This window comes from Stenotrophomonas sp. PvP093, from assembly GCF_017876915.1.
Classification (GTDB): domain Bacteria; phylum Pseudomonadota; class Gammaproteobacteria; order Xanthomonadales; family Xanthomonadaceae; genus Stenotrophomonas; species Stenotrophomonas muris.
In genome coordinates, this window is the sequence record NZ_JAGIOX010000004.1 from 3,427,208 (window position 1) to 3,443,534 (window position 16,327).

At 63.8% G+C, this 16,327-nt stretch carries 17 protein-coding genes; 4 read left to right on the top strand and 13 right to left on the bottom strand.

Annotated features, from left to right (window positions below; translation table 11 throughout):
- Window positions 1-16: 16 nt before the first annotated feature.
- From J3A72_RS23135 to J3A72_RS18635, 10 genes are all read right to left on the bottom strand, one after another.
- On the bottom strand, window positions 17-187 hold the full coding sequence (locus J3A72_RS23135) for a ribbon-helix-helix protein, CopG family (protein ID WP_140222693.1): 171 nt from the start codon (window positions 185-187) through the stop codon (window positions 17-19).
- Between the two features lie 499 nt (window positions 188-686).
- Window positions 687-1,349: an N-6 DNA methylase gene (locus J3A72_RS18595; RefSeq protein ID WP_209572130.1), complete on the bottom strand. Its 663-nt coding sequence runs from the start codon at window positions 1,347-1,349 to the stop codon at window positions 687-689.
- Complete coding sequence (locus J3A72_RS18600) at window positions 1,342-2,130, bottom strand: hypothetical protein (RefSeq protein WP_146256385.1); 789 nt, start codon at window positions 2,128-2,130, stop codon at window positions 1,342-1,344. Before J3A72_RS18600 ends, J3A72_RS18595 begins: the two co-directional genes overlap by 8 nt.
- Window positions 2,123-2,812 carry a phage N-6-adenine-methyltransferase gene (locus J3A72_RS18605; protein ID WP_229298517.1) on the bottom strand — a complete coding sequence of 230 codons (690 nt, stop codon included), beginning with the start codon at window positions 2,810-2,812 and terminating at the stop codon, window positions 2,123-2,125. The genes J3A72_RS18600 and J3A72_RS18605 overlap by 8 nt, the downstream gene beginning before the upstream one ends.
- A gap of 86 nt (window positions 2,813-2,898) precedes the next feature.
- Window positions 2,899-3,465: a hypothetical protein gene (locus tag J3A72_RS18610; protein ID WP_008267292.1), complete on the bottom strand. Its 567-nt coding sequence runs from the start codon at window positions 3,463-3,465 to the stop codon at window positions 2,899-2,901.
- 162 nt (window positions 3,466-3,627) lie between these two features.
- On the bottom strand, window positions 3,628-4,056 hold the full coding sequence (locus J3A72_RS18615; protein ID WP_146256386.1) for a hypothetical protein: 429 nt from the start codon (window positions 4,054-4,056) through the stop codon (window positions 3,628-3,630).
- 59 nt (window positions 4,057-4,115) lie between these two features.
- A complete protein-coding gene (locus J3A72_RS18620) occupies window positions 4,116-4,469 on the bottom strand; it encodes a hypothetical protein (protein WP_040008476.1) in 354 nt (117 codons plus the stop codon).
- 383 nt (window positions 4,470-4,852) lie between these two features.
- Window positions 4,853-5,398 (bottom strand): hypothetical protein, encoded by a 546-nt coding sequence (locus J3A72_RS18625; RefSeq protein ID WP_049446852.1) that lies wholly within the window; start codon window positions 5,396-5,398, stop codon window positions 4,853-4,855.
- A 168-nt stretch (window positions 5,399-5,566) separates the two neighbouring features.
- Window positions 5,567-6,337 (bottom strand): nucleotide-binding protein, encoded by a 771-nt coding sequence (locus tag J3A72_RS18630; RefSeq protein WP_008266608.1) that lies wholly within the window; start codon window positions 6,335-6,337, stop codon window positions 5,567-5,569.
- On the bottom strand, window positions 6,324-8,153 hold the full coding sequence (locus J3A72_RS18635; RefSeq protein WP_229298516.1) for an integrase: 1,830 nt from the start codon (window positions 8,151-8,153) through the stop codon (window positions 6,324-6,326). The genes J3A72_RS18630 and J3A72_RS18635 overlap by 14 nt, the downstream gene beginning before the upstream one ends.
- Window positions 8,154-8,470: 317 nt before the next feature.
- Here J3A72_RS18635 and mutS point away from each other — a divergent pair, with 317 nt between their 5' ends.
- From mutS to J3A72_RS18650, 3 genes are all read left to right on the top strand, one after another.
- On the top strand, window positions 8,471-11,026 hold the full coding sequence (mutS, locus tag J3A72_RS18640) for a DNA mismatch repair protein MutS (RefSeq protein WP_235650275.1): 2,556 nt from the start codon (window positions 8,471-8,473) through the stop codon (window positions 11,024-11,026).
- Between the two features lie 321 nt (window positions 11,027-11,347).
- Complete coding sequence (locus tag J3A72_RS18645) at window positions 11,348-12,859, top strand: catalase (RefSeq protein ID WP_185741883.1); 1,512 nt, start codon at window positions 11,348-11,350, stop codon at window positions 12,857-12,859.
- A gap of 108 nt (window positions 12,860-12,967) precedes the next feature.
- Window positions 12,968-13,570: a DUF937 domain-containing protein gene (locus J3A72_RS18650; protein ID WP_046429556.1), complete on the top strand. Its 603-nt coding sequence runs from the start codon at window positions 12,968-12,970 to the stop codon at window positions 13,568-13,570.
- 38 nt (window positions 13,571-13,608) lie between these two features.
- Here J3A72_RS18650 and J3A72_RS18655 read toward each other — a convergent pair whose 3' ends face one another.
- Complete coding sequence (locus tag J3A72_RS18655; protein ID WP_069117404.1) at window positions 13,609-14,016, bottom strand: RNA-binding S4 domain-containing protein; 408 nt, start codon at window positions 14,014-14,016, stop codon at window positions 13,609-13,611.
- 9 nt (window positions 14,017-14,025) lie between these two features.
- The gene (locus J3A72_RS18660; protein WP_014646407.1) at window positions 14,026-14,265 is read right to left on the bottom strand and encodes a hypothetical protein; all 240 of its coding nucleotides are present in this window, start codon (window positions 14,263-14,265) and stop codon (window positions 14,026-14,028) included.
- A gap of 62 nt (window positions 14,266-14,327) precedes the next feature.
- Between J3A72_RS18660 and J3A72_RS18665 the strand changes: the two genes are divergently transcribed.
- Window positions 14,328-15,788 carry an MATE family efflux transporter gene (locus J3A72_RS18665; RefSeq protein WP_075076188.1) on the top strand — a complete coding sequence of 487 codons (1,461 nt, stop codon included), beginning with the start codon at window positions 14,328-14,330 and terminating at the stop codon, window positions 15,786-15,788.
- A 117-nt stretch (window positions 15,789-15,905) separates the two neighbouring features.
- Here the strand turns inward: J3A72_RS18665 and J3A72_RS18670 are convergent, their stop codons facing one another.
- Entirely contained in the window at window positions 15,906-16,313 is a 408-nt protein-coding gene (locus tag J3A72_RS18670) for a DUF1801 domain-containing protein (RefSeq protein WP_075076187.1), read from the bottom strand.
- Between the last annotated feature and the right edge of the window lie 14 nt (window positions 16,314-16,327).

Consider the following 16,327-nt stretch of genomic DNA (forward strand, 5'->3'; position numbering starts at 1 on the left):
TCGCACCCGGGGTTTTTTATGCCGCTTGACTGGGGCGATGCACCCACTCTTGAAGCGCCTGACGCATGGCCTCGGAAGGGGTTTGCCCACGGGCCACCGCCGTCTCCTCCACCAACGCCTTAAAACTTTTGCTGACCCGGGCCTTCAACAACTCATCCCGTGCGGTCTTTTCGCGTTTCGTCTTCACTGCCTGCTCCGTTTCTTGATTTGTGGTCCTGTTGTGGCCACAAATCCATCTAAGCAGGCTTTACGGAACTGGCAAGGGCTCGCGCCAACGGATGTTCGTTTCTGCTTTCGATGCTCCAGAAACACTTGAAAGTGTGAAATACCTCAAGCATCAGCCTGGGAGGTAGCAAGTGCTTGTTACCCACTTGTTACCCTTCAAACCCTTATGTTTACTGGGGGTAACAGGTGGTAACAAGGTAACAAGTGGTTTAAGAGATCCACGCAAGAAAAATCCACTCACCGCTCACAACATCCATGCATACATCCATCGGGAGCTCGCGATCCACCCGTTACCCTGTTACCCCTTGTTACCTCCTTATGGGACAAGGCTTTCACGGGTAACAAGGGGGTAACAGGTGCTTGTTACCTGTTAGGAAAAACAAGAGCAAAAGCGGCTTGAAGCAAGAGCCGGCGGCTGCTCGCCGCCGAGTCTTGAAGAGGGAAAGGCGGGCCTCCGGCCTCTACTCGTAGAGGTGGAAGTGGGACCAAAACCCGGGGCGCCTGGGACCGATCAGTTCGTTCCCCACCGTGACTTTGACCGCCCCAAGCGGCAAGAAATGAAACGTTTGATTCGCGTGGATCTGCAAAGCCGTCATCGCTGCGCACAACGGATCGATGTCCCCCGCCAGCACCAGGATTTTTTCGCTTGGAAGGTGTTTCTGTTGACTCCTGATCGCGGCAAGGGCAAGCGAACCCGCGCCGCAACAGCTGTCGTAGACCTTGGCTCCGCTCCCACCAGGCCGATGCCTGGTGGCAAGGGTTTGAACCAGATCGAGAAGATCGCCGGGAGTGAAAGACTGACCCAGCCCTTCCCCACCCTTCCTGGCCAGCAGCTCGGCATGGACCCGTCCCAGGACATCGTCAAACGGCCTGCTTGCGAAGACCGCTTTGATGTAAGCGTTGATGGCTGCTACCACTTCAGGCGCTTCTTCGACATTTTTTTTCAAGGGTCCAAAAGCAAGGACTTTGGTGTCGAGGTGACCCTTGGTGTCTGCGTGGATATGTGCCATTGACATCAGTGCGTGCTGAACGAACGTTTCGAATGCAACCCGCGGATTCCACGGCTTGCCAGGAGTGGAAGGGATGGCGCGGATGGCCTTCACAAGGTTGGCGACCTCATTCATCGTTGGCCGCCCCCATGTCAGCGCCCGTCACCCGGTTGGCCTTCTCGAGCCGGATCTCCTCATCCATGGCGATGAACCGATCTCGCGTGAGAGACCAAAACACCACCCGCGTTTCCAGGTATTGAGTGATGATGTCTTTGCACTCGACCACCACGCGCCCGATGGGCATCCGCCAGATCAACTGGTTTGACAGCAACTGAAGTGCGGTCATCGCAGCACACAACGGATCGCGGTCGTTCGCTTTCACGGTAAGCCCCCGAAGGGCCTTCGAATCCTTCCCGGCCAGTTCGTGAAGCTTCACAAGCAACAGCGTGCCGGCTCCGCAGGTGGGGTCACCCATGGGCCACTCGTCTTTTTGAGGCGCTTGAGCAAAGGCGTTCATCGCCCTCGCCAAGCCCCAAGGGGTGAAATGTTGAGCGTCGTTCTTTTTCCCTGACCACACCAACTCATTAAACAATCGGCCCAGGATGCATTCGAACGGCTCGAAGGTTTCCACTGCGCCGCCGTAGGCCTGGCCCGCTTCGTGGCACCAATCCTCGCTTCCTTGCACGTCAGTCCCAAGCAGCGTCAAGTCACACCAGGCGACCAAGGGCCCAAATCCCCGGGTGAACAACTCCTCGGCCTGATTGATCACGCAAACCTTCAGCGCAAACGCGGTGAACTTGCGCATCTTTTCCCTGGGCGATTCCCCGGGGATGGCTTGGATAGCCTTCAACAACCGCTGGTAAGCATTGTTGCGGGGATCGGTCGGCTTTGCCTTCTTCGAAGTGCCCTTACTCATCGTTGGCCGCCCCCACGTCAGCGCCCACCCCAGAACTCACCCGGGCAAAGTCCAGCTCCAGGAAACATCCGCGGATCTGCCCCTCCCTGACCGCCCGCTTCAAGCGACGGGCGCCCTCCTCGCCGTAGGCAATCCACGCAGGGCCAGCAGGGGGCGCGTCACCTACGTCTCCGTTGGCCCGGTGGAACTTCAAGCGGCCCTCCTGGAAGACCACCGCGCTGACATCGGGGTGGTTCAGCACGAAACTTTGGAACCAGCGGGTCTCGGTTCGCGCAAACACCAGGGCGATGCCGCCCCCCGGGTGGTTGGCCATCTTCTCCATCCAGGCCTCTTGCCCCCGGCCGAACGGCGGGTTCATGAAAACGAAGGCATCCGCCGGCCATTCCGACGCCAGGCCGTCATCGCTGGGCTTGAGCATCCGAGCCGCGGTGGGCCACGGCATCCCGTTCTCGGGCGTTGCCGGATCCAGGTCGAAGGGCCCCAGGCCCGTGAAGCCTTCCCTCGGGCTGCCCCAAATATGCTCCGGAGGGGTGAGCCAAGTGGTGGTTGTCTCGAACTGCGGCAAGCGGTCGAAACCAACTGTGGCTGCGGCGAGCTTTTTAGTCCGGGGGATGGAGGTGGTTTTGCGCTCCTTCGGCATGAAGAGGTTGTTCGGGTCAGACGAAGCGGAGAGGATGTTCAATGTGCACACCTTATGGTTGATAGGGAGTTGTTGTTAGTTCGAGGGATTCAGACCTGCGTAGCGGGTCCGAGGTACAGCAAGGGCATCTACGGCAGCTGCACGTCCAGGTGCATGGCAATGTCTTCCAGCGCGTCTTCGTCGGCTTCACCGCCCTCGACCAATGCCCCCACGACAAGGCTGACGTCCACGTCCAGATCAATTCCCCAAATGCTCCACGTCGGCGCATTGAGCTCCTCGGTGCTGAGCCCGTGAAACTGACTCAATGCGTCTTCCCATGACTCGGCTTCGAAGGTGTAGCGGCGGCTGGCGAGCCCCGTCGCCGTCAGCAAGAGGCGTTGCGGCAACGCGGGCGCGACGGGATCGGCGACACCATCGTGGTCGTCCTCCTCGTCCGATCCGAACTCCATCTCACCGGCTCGGTTGAACACGTAGTCCGGGATCGCCTCGTACACCGCGTCCCCCACGCCTCCGCATACCTCGTGTTCGATTCTTTCCAGAGAGTAGGCCGATGACTCAATCAGCCACTGTGCGGCGATTTCAGGATCAAGCGATTCAAGATGGTTGATCGCATCGGACACACACGTGACATCCATGGCGACGCTGTAGTCGACCCACACCGGGCCGGTGACGCTGATGGTGTATCGCTGTTTCATTGGCTGTTCCTTGATGATTTGGCAAAGCTCCGCCCTCACGGCCAAAGGGCCGCGTTGAACGTTTGCTTTATGGGGTTGGGTTACTGCGCGCCAGCAGAGAGGCAAGCGATGCCCGCACTGCCTTAGGCAAGCCCGGAAAGGCGATCGCTGCCCGGGTTGGGGTTACGACTCGGACTGCAAGCCGGGCAGCGGCGCCGTGCGCAGGAGGGGCTGGAAGCTGCCGAGCCACGAGGGAGGCTGCAAATCGCCGGGTGCATGCTGATCGTATGTATCCAGAACAAAGCCGGGCTTGGATGAATGGCCTTTCGTAGCGGCGCGGCACCCCACGGACTCGACCACAAACTGCGTGTCGAAATGGGTCACGACTGCTCGGTAAGAACCGTAAACTTGAATGCAGGACGTGACTTCCTCCGACGTCAGCAAGTCCGGGAGCGTCATTTCAAAGAGTTCCCTTTCAATGCTATCCATCCCCTCAATGAGGGAAGCCGCACTGGTCGTCAAATAGATCTGCGGAACGATCGCTCCATGAGATCGAGAGGAACGATTCGACTTCCGATTACGGCGGGATTTGCTGCTGGGCTTCTTGCTCACGATGGACTCCGAAGGTTGATGGATGCGGAAGGTTGGGTAGCGGTACGAGAGGACAGAGATCACCACCACGAGTCGTAGAAGACATTCCAACCCTGATCGATGAGGCGGCACGCTCCATCGATGAAGATCAGGTCGAAGTGCTGTTCTTCGGGAAGAGACTCGCCAAAGAAGTGCCCCTCCGTTTTCGGAAGCTGTCCGGAAAGCACGGCCTGCCGGAGGTCCTCCAGGTCCTGCCTAGACAGAAACAGGGGCTTCTTGTTGAACTTCATCGGGTCTTTGCAGCCGCTCCGGCTGGCATACAGCGCCTGCATGTAGCCATGCAGATCCGGGTGCTTGCGCCATTCCATGATCGGCACGGCGGTGTTGTCCACCACGTCTTTACGGGTTTTTCCTGCAAACATATCGAGTCCCACGGGAGCATCTCCTTGGTTTTTGGGTAAAGCTTCGCCGTCGCGGCAGATCTGCCGCGCGGAAGAAGTGATCGAAGTAGTGAGCCGCTTGGCCTGACCTACGCCCTTACTCGGAAGCGGTCACGCCCGGACTACAGGTTTCCTTAGGCACCGACCCAAAGTGCGTGCTGAGAGCAGTGCCACTGGGCGGGCCTGGTAGGCGGGGGAAGTGTTCAAGGGCGTCTCCGTTTCTTGTGCGCCCATCCTACCCACTCGCTGGCGACCTCCCATGAAGGGCTAAATCACTGAAAGTGATCGTTTTTCAAGGGCTTGCAAGCAATCATTTTCACGACAAAGTGCGCGAGGACCCGGCATTCGGGCATCCCATTTCGCGGTAAGCCTTTGCCTCAGCCGAGGCTTGCCTCACGCGCCCTGTTCAGCGCTTGGCGGACATCGCTCAGGATCGAGTCGACAGCGTCCATCAGCACGTCGTGCAGACGCCGCTCGACCCAGGGCATCTGGAGCGCCTCCAGGGTCGTGTGAGGCTTTGCGAGGTGGGCAGGGTAGGCCGCGGCAGAGCCAAGCACCCGCCCTCGATCATCCACCGCCCAAGGCAGCACGCGTTCAAGCGCCTTAATGCCAAGCCGCTTGAGTGCCTTTGTCAGGGATTCAATCTCGGCATCGGCCTCAGCGCGCCTGATCTTGGCTACAGCCAATGCTGCCGACAGCGCACTTGCCTCATCCTCTTCGATACGTTGGCGGCCGGCCGATATCCATCGCCCGTTCACCTCCGCCTCGCTGCAATCCAGGACGGATCTCCAGTTGTAACGGGTGCCACCTTTGTTGCTCTTCGCCCTCGTGAAATCAGGAAAGAGCCCCTTCCCCGCCCGGCGTCGACTGTTCAATGAGTCTAGGCTGATGCCCATCGTGTAAGCGGCGACGGCGCCGCTCACATCAGGCTCCAAGCCTTTTCTTGCTCGCGATAGCTCGTCCTGATGTTGCTCGCTCAATGTAACGAGCGGTGACGTCGGATCTTTTCGAGGCCGGCCACGACGCTTGCCCCCCATAATCCCTGGGTCTCGACCTTTAGCTGTTGGCTGGCGTTCTCTCACTGGGCGGCCTCAGAAGCGGAATCGACCGCCACCGACATCTTTTGCGGGTCGGGCAGGCTCAGGCAGAGAGTCGTCCAATGCGTCTTGGCGGGCAGAAGAACGCGCCACCCGCAAGACCTTTTCCACCTCGTCCAACGCAGCGCTCATGGCGGCGTCGTAGGGTTCTCTTGCGTCGACGCTGACCCAAGCCTCCAGCAGAGCCTCGGACAGCGATGCATCCCACACGTTGCCTTCGTCCAGGGCCCGGTCCAGCAGATCTTCCGAGACCGAGAGAACGTGACCGGCGATACAGCCGTCGCTCATTACCCACCCATGGCTGATCGACACGCAGTCTCGCAACGACAGGAAGGACACGCCCTTGCCGACCGCCTTCTTGAGCTTCTCCAACTCCGTCCGGCCCGTCTTTACCGCGAGCTCCCGCTCGAGCTCGCGGATCTGCTGGCGCAGAGCGTCTTCCTCTGCCACCAGCCGGCGCTCCTTGGCTGAGCGACCCAATCGAGCGCGCTGCCACTCGACGAGATCCTCGTACAGATAGCGGACGTGCTGATTGGCCCCGCCGTGAAGGCTGCCCGCGCCTTTTTGAAAGGGCGGCCCCAGCGGGGGCGACCGGCGGCGCCACTCGCCCAGCGTGTCGAAATGCACCCCGAGAAACTGGGCTGCGGCCTTGGTTGAAACGGTGGGCGTCAGGCCGGCTGCAGCGCGCGACAGCTCTTGGTCCAGCGCGCGTTGAAGCTTGGCGCGGTAGTCCTCGTCACTGCGAACCGTTTCAATCGTCTGCATGGCTCAGCGCCAACTTCCTGTTCCTTGGAGCGAACAGTTTAACCGGCTCCTCGCCGGCCTCGTCGAGGCGGGGCTTGTCCAGCCCCTTGAGCCGGTTCCAGACCCGGGGACTGCGGGCCACCATCATCTCCTCAACCTCACCAAATGCCTCGCGAAGGCGTGCCCACTCCTGCTGCGTGTAGCGTTCGGAGACCGGAGACATGCCATCGCCACCGGCCGTGCGGACGTGGTGGTGGAGCATCTGCGAGACAATGCGGCTCTCGCCAAACTTCAGGGCCGCATAACGCCCAAGGGTCCGCCGCAAATCATGCGTGGTCAGGCCCTGGTCGACGTCATCCCGAATGTCCCCCGTATCTCCCTGCTGCCCAACCAAGCCCGCGTCGCGACGCACATTGGCGAGGATCGATTTGCTATCGAGGTAATGGCCCGACTTGCTGCGGCTAGAGCGGGCGGGGAACACGAAGCGTGTCCGGTCCACCTTGCGCAACGCTTCCTGGACGCCTGCCTCCAGTGCAGCAAGGACCGTTCGTGCCGCCCCCTTGGCCTTGGCTGACTTCAGCAACGACTCTGCTGCAGCCAGTTCGCGCAGGGCACCGTCGTCGTCCAGCCGGGTTTCAAAGCGCAGTCGCAGCACCCTCTCCGCGAAGTAGCTGATCGGCAGGAAGCGCTCTTCGCCCGATTTGGTGTCGAACATGAAGACCTGCGGGCCCTCCCGCTTCGTATAGCGGTTGATCTCCCCGGGCTGGCCCAGCCAGACCCATGACACTTCTTCTTGGATCAACTCGCTGTGGGAACAGCGATCCATCCAGCGCAGTTGCGCGGCTTCGCTTCGACGCGTGCCCCAAAGCAAGGTCAGCAGCAGATAATCGGACGCGCCGGCGTTGTGGCCACCCTGCTCATCCCGGCGCCCCACAATCGACTGCAACACCTTTGGGAGCGTGTTGTCGGTCAGCGGATTGCGGACCGCCGCCTTCTCATAATGCTTGCGGAGGTTCCGGGCGCCTCTCAGCAAGTGCCTATCAAAGATGGCCTGCAGGGGGTTGTGCCTCAGCCTAGACTCTCGCCCTTCCCGTCCCGCCAGGACGCTCTCACGTTTCAGCACCATGGCCACCGCGCGATGGGCATCCGTGAAGCTGTGTTCGGTGGCGGCCAGGCCACTGGCCCGGACGCGCTGGACATACTTTCCCGTGATCCCCAGGCTTTCCAGTGTCCGCGTATCCAGCTCCGCCCAGTCCTCGTAGCCCGCCAAAGCTTCTCGCATCGGGGTCGGAATGCGGTTGGATCGGACCATCGCGCTCTTGCGCAACGCGTCGAACGCGGCTTCCACGTCGTCGTCGGTCACATCGGCCACGGCCCGCTGAGCGAACCCCACTTCCGGACGTGACAATCGAGCAAGGCTGTCCTCCAACGCCGTCAGGCTGGACTGCTTCACCAGTCGCTTGGTCACCCGGTCCTTCATGTCGGCGATGTAGACGTCGAAACAGTCGGCCACGGTGAGCCGAGCCAGTCGACCGTCCTCTTGCTGCTGCTGGCTAGCCCGCGCTGCCCGAGTCTTCGGGTTCTCGCCTGACGCCTTGAGCTCCTGAATCAGCTCCCGGGCCACGGAGTAGGCCTCTTCCAGCCCCATGTCCGTGACGTTGCCCAACGCAAAGCGGCGGACCCCCTGCGTTCCGCGCCGAACCACTTCATAGGTCGTCCGGGTCTTGCCCACGTAGAAGCCAAACCCTACCGGCGCCCCTTGGTTTCCATCCAGCACGCGATAGGCCTTATCGCCCTGCTCCGCCGGCCGCTCCACCAGCTTGGCGCGCTTGCCCAAGCCTCCCGACGCAGGGATGCGCCGAACTGAAAGCTCCATCACCTGTTGGTGGGTCAGACTAAACTTGGTGGCCTGGCGCCGGGTGGCGCGGTCCGTCGCAACATTTTTTGGCATGATCGTCCGTGTCCCGATTGGCGTCGCAACACGATCTTTGCCCAAGCAACCGGCCGTCGCAACACCATCGCAACAAAAAACCCCGTTACTTGCCGTTTCTGACGGCAACCCGCCTTCACTCACCGAGACGGACTCCATTGCAAGCCACTGATTCAAAAACAAAACGGAACGAATCCAAGGGGAGTCAAGAGCACACCCCCCTGATGAAGCAGTTCTTCGCAGCCAAGTCCGAGTATCCGGACCTGCTGCTGTTCTTCCGCATGGGCGACTTCTACGAGCTGTTCTACGACGATGCGCGCAAGGCCGCGCGCCTGCTCGACATCACCCTGACCCAGCGTGGCAGCTCCGGCGGCGCGCCGATTCCGATGGCCGGCGTGCCGGTGCATGCCTATGAAGGCTACCTGGCGCGGTTGGTGGCGCTGGGCGAGTCGGTGGCGATCTGCGAGCAGATCGGCGACCCGGCGCTGGCCAAGGGCCTGGTCGAACGCAAGGTGGTGCGCATCGTCACCCCCGGCACCGTCACCGACGAAGCGCTGCTGGACGAACGCCGCGACACCCTGCTGATGGCGCTGTCGCGCACGAAGCAGGGCTACGGCCTGGCCTGGGCCGACCTGGCCGGTGGCCGCTTCCTGGTCAATGAAGTCGAGACCGACGACGCGCTGGAAGCCGAACTGGCCCGACTGGAGCCGGCCGAGCTGCTGGTGCCCGACGAGGAGAACTGGCCCGACTTCCTGCGCCACCGCACCGGCGTGCGCCGCCGTGCGCCGTGGCTGTTCGACGCGGACAGCGGCCGCCGCCAGCTGCTGAACTTCTTCAAGCTGCACGATCTGAGCGGCTTCGGTATCGATGACAAGCCACGTGCCACCGCCGCCGCCGGCGCCCTGCTCGGTTATGTCGAGGAAACCCAGAAGCAGCGCCTGCCGCACCTGACCTCGATCGCGATGGAAACCGCCGCCGAGGCGATCGCGATGAACGCCGCCACCCGCCGCCACCTGGAACTGGATACGCGCGTCGACGGCGATACCCGCAATACCCTGCTGGGCGTGCTCGACAGCACGGTGACGCCAATGGGCGGGCGCCTGCTGCGCCGGTGGCTGCACCGCCCGCTGCGCCTGCGCGAGGTGCTGGTGCAGCGCCACCATGCGGTGGAAACCCTGATCGATCGCGGCAGCGATGCCGACATCCGCGAACAGTTCCGCCGCCTCGGCGACCTGGAACGCATCCTGACCCGCGTCGCACTGCGTTCGGCGCGCCCGCGTGATTTCTCCACCCTGCGCGATGGCCTGGGCCTGCTGCCGGCGGTGCGCGAAGTGCTGGCGCCGCTGGATTCACCGCGCCTGCAGGCACTGCATGCCGCCTTGGGCGAGCACGACGCGTGCGCACAGCTGCTGGCCAGCGCCATCGCCGAAATGCCGCCACTGAAGCTGAGCGACGGCGGCGTGCTGGCCGATGGCTTCGATGAAGAGCTGGACGAGCTGCGCCGCCTGTCCACCCATGCCGACCAGTTCCTGGTTGACCTGGAACTGCGCGAGCGCGAGAGCAGCGGCATTCCCACCCTGAAGGTGGGCTACAACCGCGTGCACGGCTACTACATCGAAATCAGCAAGGGCCAGTCCGATCGCGCGCCGGTGCACTACACCCGCCGCCAGACGCTGACCAATGCCGAGCGTTACATCACCGAAGAACTGAAGGCATTCGAGGACAAGGTGCTGTCCGCGCGCGACCGTTCGCTGTCGCGCGAGAAGTACCTGTACGAGCAGCTGCTGGACACCCTCGGCGAACAGCTGGAACCGTTGAAGCAGTGCGCCGCTGCGCTGAGCGAACTGGACGTGCTGGCCGCCTTCGCCGAACGCGCGCAGGCGCTGGACTGGTCGCGGCCGGAACTTGAAACGGCACCGTGCCTGAAGATCGAGCGTGGCCGCCATCCGGTGGTCGAGGCGGTGCGCGAGCAGCCGTTCGAACCCAACGATCTGGATCTGCATCCGGACCGCCGCATGCTGGTCATCACCGGTCCGAACATGGGTGGTAAATCGACCTACATGCGGCAGAACGCGCTGATCGTGCTGCTGGCCCACATCGGCAGCTTCGTGCCGGCCAGCCGGGCGCTGATCGGCCCGATCGACCGCATCCTGACCCGCATCGGCGCCGGTGACGACCTCGCCCGCGGGCAGTCGACCTTCATGGTCGAGATGGCCGAGACCAGCTACATCCTGCACCACGCCACCGCGCATTCGCTGGTGCTGATGGACGAGATCGGCCGTGGCACGTCCACCTACGACGGCCTGGCGCTGGCCGACGCGGTGGCCCGCCACCTGGCCTACCAGAACCGCTGCTACACGCTGTTCGCCACCCACTACTTCGAGCTGACCGCGCTGGCCGACGAGCAGCACGAGGGCGGCCGCAGCGGCATCGCCAACGTGCACCTGGATGCCGTCGAGCACGGTGAAGCGCTGGTGTTCATGCACGCCGTTAAGGACGGCCCGGCCAACCGCAGCTTCGGCCTGCAGGTGGCCGCACTGGCCGGCCTGCCGCGCGCCACCGTGGCGCAGGCGCGCCGTCGACTGGCCGAGCTGGAACAGCGCGGCGGTGAGAGCCATGCCGCCGAGCTGGCGCCGCAGGCATTGGATGCACCGCAGCAGTTCGGCCTGTTCGCGGCGCCGTCGAACAAGGCACAGGAAGCACTGGCCGCCATCGATCCGGACGAACTGACGCCGAAGCAGGCACTGGAAGCGCTGTACCGACTGAAAGCACTGCTGTAACCGCAGCACGCACCCCTGGCTTCCCGCCGCCACGCGGGAGGCCTATCGAAAGATCCGGCAAATCTTATTCTTCGTTTCAATTGACAGAAACTATCAAACTGAACGGATCATTCGATTATTCATTTCATCTGGCCCTAGCTAAAGTCGAGTGAAGATGTTCCATCCCGTCTTCACCCGCAGGAGCCAGCCATGAGCCAGTCCGATAACAACAGCCCGAAATGTCCGTATCACACCGCGCCGTCGCCTGCGGAAGGCGCCCAGCAGCAGCGCGAGCTGAGCACTACCCCGAAGCAGAAGCACGGCGATGAACCGGTCACGCCGATGACCACGGCCTTCGGCGCACCGGTGGTGGACAACCAGAACAGCAAGACCGCCGGCCCGCGTGGCCCGCTGCTGATGGAAGACGTGTGGCTGCTGGAAAAGCTGGCCAACCTCAACCGCGAGATCATTCCCGAGCGCCGCATGCACGCCAAGGGCTCGGGCGCATTCGGCACCTTCACCGTCACTCACGACATCAGCAAGTACACCCGCGCCAAGCTGTTCGAGAAGGTCGGCAAGCAGACCGAGATGTTCGCCCGCTTCACCACGGTGGCCGGCGAGCGTGGCGCCGCCGACGCCGAGCGTGACATCCGCGGCTTCGCCCTGAAGTTCTACACCGAAGAAGGCAATTGGGACCTGGTCGGCAACAACACGCCGGTGTTCTTCCTGCGCGACCCGCGCAAGTTCGCCGACCTCAACAAGGCCGTCAAGCGCGACCCGCATACCAACCTGCGCAGCGCACGCAACAACTGGGATTTCTGGACGCTGCTGCCCGAAGCCCTGCTGCAGGTGACCGTGGTGATGAGCGACCGCGGCATTCCGCGCAGCTTCCGCCACATGCACGGTTTCGGCTCGCACACCTACAGCTTCACCAACGCCGACAGCGAGCGCTTCTGGGTGAAGTTCCACTTCGTCAGCCAGCAGGGCATCGAATCGCTGACCGACGCGCAGGCGCAGATCCTGGTCGGCCATGACCGCGAAAGCCACGGCCGCGACCTGTTCGCCGCGATCGAGAAGGGCGACTTCCCGAAGTGGAAACTGTTCATCCAGGTCATGCCGGAACTGGAGGCGGAAACCTACCGCATCCATCCGTTCGACCTGACCAAGGTGTGGCCGAAGAGCGACTACCCGCTGATCGAAGTGGGCCAGTTCGAACTGAACCGCAATCCGGTCAACTGGTACCAGGACGTGGAGCAGTCAGCGTTCGCGCCGAGCAACCTGGTGCCGGGTATCGGCCCGTCGCCGGACAAGATGCTGCAGGCGCGCCTGTTCGCCTACTCCGATGCGCAGCGCTACCGCCTGGGCGTGAACCACCATCAGATTCCGGTGAACGCGGCGCGCTGCCCGGTGCACAGCAACCACCGCGACGGTGCGATGCGCGTGGACGGCAACTACGGCGGCCTGCCGCACTACGAACCCAACAGCTACGGCCAGTGGCAGGAGCAGCCGCAGTACCGCGAACCGCCGATGAAGATCCGGGGCGACGCCGACTTCTGGAACTTCCGTGAGGACGACGCCGACTACTTCAGCCAGCCCGGTGCGCTGTTCCGCAGCTACAACCAGGCACAGAAGGAGCGACTGTTCGCCAACACCGCCCGTGCCCTGGGCGATGCGCCGGACTTCATCAAGCAGCGCCACATCGACAACTGCAGCAAGGCCGACCCGGCCTATGGCGCTGGTGTTGCCGCGGCGCTGAAGGCGCTGGCCAGCCAGCCGACCGATCCGTTCAAGCCGGCCCAGCCGGAAGCGGACTTCCCCACCGCGACCCCGGGCGCCGAAGACATTGAGCTCTGATCGCCCTGCCCCGTGAACGCCACGCCGCCTCCCCGTGAGGCGGCGTCGCCGTTTTAACGGTCTGCGTCGTACCTTCTGCACGCCCAACCCCAATCAAGGATTCCGCAGATGAGCCTGACCGACGAACTTCTCGCCAAACTGCAGGGCGCCCCGCTGCAGCAGGTATCGCAGCAGCTCGGCATCAGCGATACCCAGGCCTCCGGTGCGATCAGTGCCGCGCTGCCGGTGCTGATGGGCGCGCTGGGCAACAACGCCTCGCAGCCGCAGGGCGCACAGGCGCTGCTCGGTGCACTGCAGAACAACCACAGCGGCCTGGACCTGGGCAGCGTGCTCGGCTCGGTATTGGGCGGCGGTGGCGGTGGCGCCGCCAGCGACGGTGCCGGCATCCTCGGCCACATCTTCGGCGGCAGCCAGCAGAAGGTGGAAACCGGCCTGGCCCAGGCCACCCAGCTCGACAGCGGCCGTACCAGCCAGTTGCTGCAGATGCTCGCACCGATCGTGATGGCCTTCCTCGCCCAGCGCCTTGGTGGTGGCCAGGCCGATGCCGGCTCGCTCAGCCAGGCCCTCGGCCAGGAGAAGCAGCAGGTGCAGCAACAGGGCGGCCTTGCCGGCGGCCTGCTTGGCAGCGTGCTGGACCAGGACGGTGACGGCCAGCTCGGCGTGGGCGATCTGCTGAAGATCGGCGGCAGCCTGCTGGGCGGCAAGCGCTGAGCCAAGGCGGCGCCGGACCCGGTCTGGCGCCCTGCAACTTACAACGCGTCGATATCGCCGAGCGCGCGGATCAACCGCCGTGCGCGTTTGTCCGGCTTGTGCTCCGGCGGCTGGAAACCATCGCGTGCGGCGATGCGCAGCGCCCGCTGCTCGGCGCGGCGGGCCCTGGAGGCCTCACTCTCGGCATACAGCTGCTGCGCCGCCGGCGCCGGCCCGCGCTGATCGCTCAGCCCCAGCACCTGGATCTCGAAATGCTCCTCGCCGCGTTCCACCTGCAGCTGCTCGCCGACGCGCACCGCGCGTGAGGATTTCGGGCGCTGCCCAGCCACGCTGACCTTGCCGGTCTCGATGGCCTGCTTGGCCAGGCTGCGGGTCTTGAAGAAACGGGCCGCCCACAGCCAGATGTCCAGGCGGACACTGGGCGGCAGCGGGGAAAGCTCGGTCATCGGCAGGGACTACTCCGTTCGCTTGTTCAGGGGACGCGGGTTGTCGGGGTCGGTGCGGCAGCCGCTGCCCCCGATCAGGGTGGGTACGCCGGCAGAAAGATCCTGGCGCTGGCTGCCGACCAGGCACTCGGGCCGGTCGGTGGGCCGCACCTGGGTATCGCCCAGCCGGTCACCTGTCGAACATGCGGCCAGTACGACGCTGATCAAGGCCAGCGCCAGGCTCCACTTCACCTGCAGTCGTTGATGCATTGCCACATCCCGCAAACCAGCTTGGTGCTAGTGTGCGCCTCCCGGGATTCGATCACCACTCCATGGCCAAAGCGCCGCTTGACCTGACCTCCGGCCCGATCGGCCGCAATCTCCTGCTGTTTTCCCTGCCGATCCTGGCAGGCAACATCGCGCAGTCGCTGAACGGTTCGGTGAATGCGATCTGGGTCGGGCGCTTCCTCGGTGAGGCGGCACTGACCGCCACCGCGAACGCCAACAACATCATGTTCTTCCTTATCGGCTCGGTGTTCGGCTTCGGCATGGCTTCGACCATCCTGATCGGACAGGCGATCGGCGCGCGCGACATCGCGCAGGCGCGGCGCGTGGTCGGCACCAGTGCCACCTTCTTCATCGGCCTGTCGGTGATCATCGCCATCGCCGGCTGGTTCATGGCCCATCCGCTGCTGGCAGCGATGGGCACGCCGGCCGCCTCGCTGCCATTGGCCGAGGCCTACCTGCAGATCATCTTCCTGGCGATGCCGACGCTGTACGCGTTCGCCTTCCTCACCGCCGCCCTGCGCGGTGCCGGTGATTCGCGCACGCCGTTCCGCTTCCTGATGGTATCGGTGGCACTGGACATCGTGCTGAACCCGGTACTGATCTTCGGGATGGGGCCCTTCCCCGCGCTGGGCATCGCCGGCTCGGCCTGGGCCACGCTGGTCGCGCAGACGTTGTCGCTGGCCGGCCTGCTGCTGTACATGCGGCACAAGCGCCACACCCTGTGGCTGGGCCGCGCCGACCTGCGCTTGTTCAAGCTCGACATGACCATCCTCAAGGCGCTGGTGGTCAAGGGCGTGCCGATGGGCCTGCAGATGGTGCTGATTTCGCTGTCGGTGATCCTGCTGATGACCATGGTCAACCAGTACGGCACCGACACCGGCGCCGGCTACGGTGCTGCCCTGCAGCTGTGGAACTACCTGCAGATGCCGGCGATGGCGATCGGTGCGGCGTGTTCTTCGATGGCCGCACAGAACGTCGGTGCGCAGCGCTGGGACCGCGTGCGCGGTACCGCACGCCAGGGCGTGCTGTTCAACTTCCTGCTGACCGGCGCGCTGATCCTGCCGTTGGTTGTGTTCGATCGCCAGCTGCTGGCGCTGTTCCTGCCGCCGGCCAGCCAGGCGCTGGACATCGCCCGCCACCTCAACCATGTGGTGATCGGCTCGTTCCTGTTCTTCGGCGTCAGCTTCGTGATCTCCGGCGTGGTGCGCTCCACCGGCGCGGTGATTCCGCCACTGCTGATCCTGGCCGGCTCGCTGTGGGGCGTGCGCGTGCCGTTCGCCGAACTGCTGCAGCCGTACTGGGGCGCCGATGCAATCTGGTGGAGCTTCCCGGTCAGCTCGCTGGTGTCGATGCTGCTGTCGCTGGCGTATTACCGCTGGGGCGGCTGGCGCAAGGCGAAGATGATGGGCAAGCCCTCGCATGCCGAAGAACTGGCGACGCCGTCGGAGATTCCGGCCTGTCCGCCGTCGCCGGTGGCCGACCCGGATGCCGCACCGCTGCGGTAGTGCCGGCCGCCGGCCGGCAACCTCATGGACCGGCCAATGACAAGGTAGTGCCGGCCGCTGGCCGGCAACCTCACACCTCTCCAGCAGCATCGCGCAACAGCCGGCCAGCGGCCGGCTCTACCGTTTCTTCTTCGCCGCATTGAACGCCGCCGCTGCGCGCAGCAGCGCCTTGAACGCAGCGGCATCCGGCATCGCGCCTTCATGGACGTCGATCGCACGCCGCGTATTGCCCTCGAGGCTGGCGTTGAACAGGCCTTTGGGATCGGCCAGCGCCGCACCGTTGGCGAAGGTCAGTTTCACCGCCTGCTTGTAGGTCTCGCCGGTGCACAGGATGCCGTTGTGCTCCCACACCGGTGTACCGCGCCACTTCCAGGCTTCCTGCACGTCCGGCAGCGCTTCATGGATCAATGCACGCACGCGTGCCAGTGTTTCACCGCGCCAGTCTGCCAGCTCGGCGATGCGTGCATCGATCAGTTCGGCCGCCGGTGTTCCGGCATCGGCCGGGTTGGGGGCATGCGTAGCCATCAGGAGCTCTCGTC

Coding starts and splice junctions, on each gene's coding strand:
- J3A72_RS18665 (WP_075076188.1), top strand. CDS start 14,328: ATGGCCAAAGCGCCGCTTGACCTGACCTCCGGCCCGATCGGCCGCAAT.
- J3A72_RS18660 (WP_014646407.1), bottom strand. CDS start 14,265: ATGCATCAACGACTGCAGGTGAAGTGGAGCCTGGCGCTGGCCTTGATC.
- J3A72_RS18650 (WP_046429556.1), top strand. CDS start 12,968: ATGAGCCTGACCGACGAACTTCTCGCCAAACTGCAGGGCGCCCCGCTG.
- J3A72_RS18600 (WP_146256385.1), bottom strand. CDS start 2,130: ATGAGTAAGGGCACTTCGAAGAAGGCAAAGCCGACCGATCCCCGCAAC.
- J3A72_RS18595 (WP_209572130.1), bottom strand. CDS start 1,349: ATGAATGAGGTCGCCAACCTTGTGAAGGCCATCCGCGCCATCCCTTCC.
- mutS (WP_235650275.1), top strand. CDS start 8,471: ATGAAGCAGTTCTTCGCAGCCAAGTCCGAGTATCCGGACCTGCTGCTG.
- J3A72_RS18630 (WP_008266608.1), bottom strand. CDS start 6,337: ATGCAGACGATTGAAACGGTTCGCAGTGACGAGGACTACCGCGCCAAG.
- J3A72_RS18670 (WP_075076187.1), bottom strand. CDS start 16,313: ATGGCTACGCATGCCCCCAACCCGGCCGATGCCGGAACACCGGCGGCC.
- J3A72_RS18645 (WP_185741883.1), top strand. CDS start 11,348: ATGACCACGGCCTTCGGCGCACCGGTGGTGGACAACCAGAACAGCAAG.
- J3A72_RS18610 (WP_008267292.1), bottom strand. CDS start 3,465: ATGAAACAGCGATACACCATCAGCGTCACCGGCCCGGTGTGGGTCGAC.
- J3A72_RS18655 (WP_069117404.1), bottom strand. CDS start 14,016: ATGACCGAGCTTTCCCCGCTGCCGCCCAGTGTCCGCCTGGACATCTGG.